Genomic DNA, 4,679 nt, shown 5'->3' with positions numbered 1-4,679 from the left:
ACAGGTTGCGCGCCCAGCACGTCTTGCACTCAGGCCGATTATTCACATTGAACTGCGCGTCAAAATGCTGCTGCTTTTCGCGGTCAATACCCGCAAACACATCACCCATTTTAAACTCGGGTGCATCGGCCAAACTCGAACAAAAATAAATCGACCCGTCTGCTGCAATCGCCAGATACTGCTTACCTCCCAGGCATCCGTGACAGGATTTCTGACGCGTCAACAATTTCTGAATCCGCGGATCAAACTCTTCATTCTCCTCACCATTCAGAATGGCTTTGAGCGCACGTCGGCTTCGCTTGTAAATTTGCTGTTTCAAAACGGGTATGTGTTCTTCCCCAATAGCATAAGGCGCATCCGGTGAAACAACAGCCGGACCAACAAGCGCGTTTTCTGTTCCCAGAGAACGCAACGCATCGGCAATCTGATCCTCATCCATATCATAAGCCGTCATAACAGCCTGCAAATACACGCGCTCAGGTGCCTCAGCAGTCAGCTTCTGTACATTCTTTGCCACAACATCATAAGTCCCTGAACCATTGTGAAACGTGCGAATGCGATCCTGTGTTTGACGCCCACCATCCAGACTGACCTTAATCTGAAACTTTTCATCGACCAAAAACTGCTTCATCTCGTCGGTCAACAACGTGCCATTGGTCACAATGCCAAAACCAACCGGCACCCCCAATCGCGCGCCCAGGGATTTGGCAAACGGGACAAGCTCCTGCATCAATGGAAAATTCAAAAGCGGCTCCCCGCCAAAAAAATCAATCTGGCACCTTCCGAACACCTGAGCCTCGGTGACAATCCAGCGTATGGCTTGCTCGGCAACGTCCGGCTGCATCAACATTGCCTTACCGCCATAATCTCCGCCGTGTGCAAAGCAATAAGCACACTGAATATTGCACGAATGCGAAACGTGCAAGGACACCTGCAACCGATCTGTCTGCGAAACCCCACAGGCTGCCACCCCTTCTGCTGTCGGCGCATTGGACATCACAGGTAGAGCACCATCCGAAATCAAACCCACCTGCGCCAATTCCTCAATAGCCTCGACAATCTCCTCTGCCTCGTATTGATCAGCCAGCACCTGAACAACCCGGTCAACAGACAAGCCCTCACAACACTCTAAAATCGACTGAAACAGGGTATCGAGTGTATAAAACAGACCCGTCTCCACCTGATAGGCAATCGGCTGTTTTTGTTCTTCAGTTTGAAAAAGATGCAGGTCACATTTCTGAATACACAGCATAGCACACACTCCTCAGAAGCGAAATCACTTATCTCGATCATCAGCCGAATCAAAATCGTCCCAATCGTCATCGTCATTGGGAAAGGGCAGGGGAGGAACAGACATAGGGGTCGGGAAACAGCCAATTTCAAAACTATTCGTAGTCTGATACGTGCAAATATCGCCTTCCGCGTCCATCTTTCCATTGATCAAAGTCAACTTGCGTCGGGTCGTCATGTTATCCTCCTTCAATACAGGAATTTAAAATGGGGTCGCTATCTGCCCTTTATACTGCAAGATCCGTGCCAAAAATCGCGCCAAAATAAAAAAAAGCACTTGAAAATTCTCAAGTACTTGAAAAACAAGGAGATAAAATTTAAAAATTATTTTTGCAACATCAGCGACATTCTGGTGTAAGTGCATCCGCCAGGATGCACCTATAATCACTTATTCACGAAAATTTCGCATAACTATTTGATTCATATAAAGATAAACTAAGGTGCATCCGCTGGGATGCACTGCATACGCCAGGATGCACCTGTTTTATATCTATCTCAACCCCAAACGATTGATCTTTTTTTGCAAACCTGCGCGTGTCATTCCCAATTCTCTGGCGGTATGGGTAATATTGCCCTCGTACTTCTCGAGCGTGTCTCGAATCAATTGTTTTTCATACTCCTGGACACGGTCCTGTAAATACCCCTGAAATTCGACAGAGACATCTGACACCGCACCGGCAGCTATTGAAAACAAATCGGGCGTAATATCACCCTCTTCCTCTGCCAATGCTACGGCAAGCCGAATCACATTCTCTAACTCGCGCACATTACCCGACCATCTGTGACTTGTAAGCACCTTGATCGCACCTAACGTCAGCCCTCCAACCGACTTGTTTGCCTCTTCTTTTGCGCGAATGAGCAGATGTTCTGCCAATAATGGCACGTCTTCAAGGTGTTCTCGCAAAGGCGGCATATCGATCTGTACCCCCTGCAACCGATAATACAAATCTTCGCGGAAAGAACCGTTTTCAACTTCCTGCTTTAAGTCTCGATTGGTCGCTGCAATAATGCGTACATCCACGGCGCGATCCTCTGTTTCGCCCACGCGCCGAATCTCGCCTTCTTGTAACACCCGCAACAAACTCCTCTGCAACTGCGGCGGGGCATCGGCGATTTCATCTAAAAAAACCGTACCGCCATCAGCAGCTTCAAAAATCCCCTTATGATCTTCAGTCGCGCCAGTAAACGCGCCTTTTCTGTGTCCAAACAACTCACTCTGCAACAACTCTGGTGAGAGTGTAGCACAATTTTGTGACAAAAATCGCTGATCTTTGCGTGTGCTATTGTAGTGTATGGCACGCGCAGCCAATTCTTTGCCCGTACCTGTTTCGCCCTGCACAAGCACGGGAATATCGCTCTTTGCAGCAGTTTCTATAAGCCGGTAGATCGCCTGCATCGCATCACTCTGGCCGACCATATCATCAAGCCGGTACCGCCTTTCCACTTCCTGTTGCAAATATTGTGCTTTTTCTTCCAATTGTTCGTACATCCTCGCATTGACCAGTGCCATTCCTACCAGATTTGCAAATGCCTGTAAAAACGTCTGATCAGCTTCAGAAAATGCGTTGCCTATACCGCGATGATCCACATATAGCGCACCAATAACACCTTCCTTAACCTGAAATAAGGGCACGCACAATACAGACCGAATATTGTAGTCTATCACACTTTGATATTGATTTAGCCTGTCGTCTGTCTGGGCATCAATACTTAAAACGGGTTCATTTGTCTCAATAACCCGACGAATAATACTCCCACTCAGTGCTTCTGCATCATCTACCTCTAAATTGTGGTAGCGCACAGCATCGACCACAAAGCCTTTTTGGGTCTCATTTTTTATTGCAACCACTACCCGCTCTGCTGGATAAACAGCCAACAAATTACCCAGAGTTCGATCCAATAACACTTTGACATCGCGCTCTGTTGTCAATTCTCGACTCACATCGTAAAGCAAGCGCAAGCGATCAACAGATAACGTATCGACTGAAATCTCAGAACTGAATGCGGTATCCTCGTTGCGAGAAGATTCACGCAATTGATCTAATAACACCTGTGTTTTCTCCAGAAAATAAGACATTTCCATTTCTCCAAACGCCTGTTTTGCCGATTCGAGATGTGCCTTAGCTCTTGGTACATCATCGCGATCGAGATAAAACTCCCCAGCCATCAGCAATGCACGCGCCCAGTGATCGCCTTTGGATTCTCTACGGCATTCAATCGCCTGCTCAAAAGCCTCTTCAGCCTCAACAATTCGCCCTGCACGAGCAAAAGCAACACCAATACCACAATGCACCAGAGGCAATATGCCCGTGTACATGCCCGATGTTTGTTGCGTACCTTCACTGGCTCTTTCTGCCCATTTGAGTGCTACTTCTGTATCTCCCATTCTCGCAGCAGCCGTTGCTGCAATTGCATAAGCGCAATAGACATAATCTCTTCTCGGTGTTTCCAAAAATCGCTCTACTGATATCTCGGCATATTCCAATGCCCCGGCAAAATTACCGCGTTCCAGCGCCACTTCTCCAAGCCATAGGAGATTTACCGCCTCCCAAAACACGTCACCTCGCTTCCGCCATTCCCCAATGACTTCATAGCAAACAGATTCCGCATGATCGAGATCACCGAAATAAAAATAAATTCTTTGAAGTAAATTGAGTGCCCTAATGCGATGGTGTTCAAGTCCCAGTTGCTGAGATGTCTTGACAGCCGCTTCAAGTTGTTCTTTGGCTGTCTCAAATCGAAATCCCACCAATGCAACCAGACCTTCTCGCCCTTGTATAAATGCCTTATTTTGAATTTCTCCTAGCCCAGCATATTTCTCTATTTCCCGACGCATATACGCAACAGCCTCATCGTGCTGCCCAGACACATCGCACAGATAAGCCAAAATACCCAACGCTTGAATTTCTCCGTCGAGATCATCAAGTTCCTGATAAAGTCGCAATGCCTCCAGCATATATTCTTCTGCAATTTCCCCATGTTGAAGTACGCTGTAAATACCACCTATATTCCTAAAAATACGTGCCTTCAAATCGTTTCCTTCATCAGACAATAACGCCTTTGCCTCCTCTAAAAGTTCCAGTGCTCTATTGTGCTCACCACAACCGCGCAACACATCTGCATAATCGCACAAAAAGTTGATAGCGTCCGCTTGTGATTCAAAATCGTCATTCGTTGTCCAGTTTCGCACAGCCTCAAACCGTCTCAATGCCTGGCGAAAAGCGTGTTTTTTTAATGCTTTTTTACCCGCCAGACACATATATTTTACAGCCTTATTTTGTTCCTCTGCCGCCGCAAAATGATCCGCCAATTCTTCTGTCAATTCTTCGACCTGTTCCGTCTCTTCCAGAGCATTGCCAATTTCTCGATGTAACAGACGCCGCCGCACA

The 4,679-nt window shown here is 47.1% G+C and carries 3 protein-coding genes; all 3 read right to left on the bottom strand.

Annotation, left to right across the window (positions count from 1 at the left end; all coding sequences use genetic code 11):
* The coding region (locus OXH16_20895; GenBank protein MCY3683865.1) for a radical SAM protein at positions 1-1,252 on the bottom strand (1,252 nt) is incomplete at its 3' end.
* 24 nt (positions 1,253-1,276) lie between these two features.
* Positions 1,277-1,468, bottom strand: a complete 192-nt coding sequence (locus tag OXH16_20890; protein MCY3683864.1) for a hypothetical protein — start codon at positions 1,466-1,468, stop codon at positions 1,277-1,279.
* Between the two features lie 312 nt (positions 1,469-1,780).
* A partial coding sequence (locus OXH16_20885; protein MCY3683863.1) for a sigma 54-interacting transcriptional regulator occupies positions 1,781-4,679 on the bottom strand: 2,899 nt, incomplete at its 5' end.

The sequence above is a fragment of the Gemmatimonadota bacterium genome, from assembly GCA_026705765.1.
Taxonomy (GTDB): Bacteria; Latescibacterota; UBA2968; order UBA2968; family UBA2968; genus VXRD01.
This window is presented reverse-complemented; position numbering and strand designations above follow the sequence as displayed.